The sequence below is a fragment of the Sphingosinicella soli genome (genome assembly GCF_014199685.1).
GTDB classification, from domain to species: Bacteria; Pseudomonadota; Alphaproteobacteria; order Sphingomonadales; family Sphingomonadaceae; genus Sphingosinicella; species Sphingosinicella soli.
The window spans coordinates 1-1,723 of the sequence record NZ_JACHNZ010000081.1 but is presented as its reverse complement, the minus strand read 5'-3'; the positions used below and the strand labels follow the sequence as shown (position 1 = coordinate 1,723).

The 1,723-nt window shown below is 59.5% G+C and carries 1 protein-coding gene; it reads right to left on the bottom strand.

Translation table 11 applies throughout. The features are described from left to right. Positions 1-572: 572 nt before the first annotated feature. A complete protein-coding gene (locus tag GGQ98_RS18010; RefSeq protein WP_184072048.1) occupies positions 573-1,547 on the bottom strand; it encodes a hypothetical protein in 975 nt (324 codons plus the stop codon). Positions 1,548-1,723 lie beyond the last annotated feature (176 nt).

Below are 1,723 nucleotides of genomic sequence, written 5' to 3'. Positions count from 1 at the left end.
GATTGCCATTGCGGCCATCCATCTACACTTCAAAAGCCACGTCGGCACGACGTATAAGCGCGCCCTCACAAGATCGAATCTCGCGAGGGACCGGGCGGTCTCACTCAGGTTCGGCCTCTTTACGGCTTACGCAAACGACTCGTAGCGTCGGCGCATTCCGCGACAGAACCGAAGGGAACCATCCCATGCGCAGGCCCCGCCGCAAAACGACGAGGTGAACCGCATCCGTTCAGGGGGTCAATTTTGAAAGCCGATCACCCCCGAACAGGGTCAATATTGCAGGCCGATTCACACGTATTATGCTCGACATCTGGAGAGACTGGTTGCGCGGAAGCGCCGCGATCAGGACAAGCGCCGTATCAAGCTGACTGTGATAGACGTCGGCTAACTGATCAGCTCCGCGGGTTACAGATTTGAATGGCCGCTATAGGAAAGCTCGATCGGGAGCTCGAACGTCCGGATTGTTGGCGTCGTCGGTCATCGAGCCGACCTTACTGGCACCCGAAAATGGCGTTCGATCTTCGACCAAGCAGCGCTTCACGCCGAACCCCCGAGATGTTCGCACAGGTTTTTCACTTTTTGGTTGATGACAACAGTGGCGGGAGCATCGGCTCGCGCAGATGCGGATACTGTGTTAGGAACCGCTCACGCGCTTCGGGTGAGCCCACGATATAGACTTCGCCGGGGCCGCAGGCATCCTGCAGGGCCTGCTCGGTTTCCGTGTCGATATCCGCGCTCGCGGGGCCGCCCCAGCTCATATCCTCGCCCAGACGCGCCAGAGTTCGGCCGCTAACTCTGTCGCGCAGGATGAAATAGCCGGCCGGATCCACGTGCAAACCCATTTCGGAATGAAACCACGCGAGCTTATCGGCAGGCTGACCGTCGAAACCGACAAAGAAGCAACCGTCTCGCAATACGACCTTGCCGTAGAAAAGGGCCTGGAGCTGAATCCCAGTGCGCGTTTTGGAAGCGGGCCACACGCGGATCGCACCTTGTGCCGCCTGACTCACCGGAGGACGGCTCATCTCAGGTACAAAGCTCCAGCGAATATGACCGGGCACACGCCACTCATTTTCCATTACCCAGGCTTTGAACTCCTGCTCGGTCAGACCCATGTCGATCATCTCGACCGGTCCGTCGGGAGTCTTGCCCGCGAGCCTATGGCCGAGCAGCGCTCTGCGTTCTTGCAGCCGCGCGATCCACAAGTCGCCGATTGCCTTTGCATTCGGCGGGAGAGACGAAGTGGCTTCCCATGTTCGTCCCTCACCACCCGCCACGGGCTGGCCGAGCAATGCAGCATAGTCGGGCGAGGGAGCTTCGGTCTGCGTCGAGAAGGCGCGCGTCGGCGCGGGGTTCGCATCGCTGTGATCCGGACCAGCCGGCGAACATCCCGCACAGAGCGCCAGCAGAGGAAGAAATATCCGCATGATGAACAGCTTCTTCCAGCGCTCCTTACACACGGCTGAACAACAGCGAGCAAGCCGCTTCGGCGGGAACACAAGCTGATGCGCCGGAAGCTGATTAGCAAAGTTGCTAAGCTCCGCCACTGAGCGTGCCCTGTCCCCCGATACCCACCACTCTTGCCCGATGTTTATGCGTGGACGTACGGCCGCTTTCCACCGGGCGATCTAGGTGTTTGATCCCAGGCTTTGATGGTGCATTATTCAGCCAGCAATGGAAGGATGCGCTATGGGACAGATACTCCATGGGAGCGCCACAACGA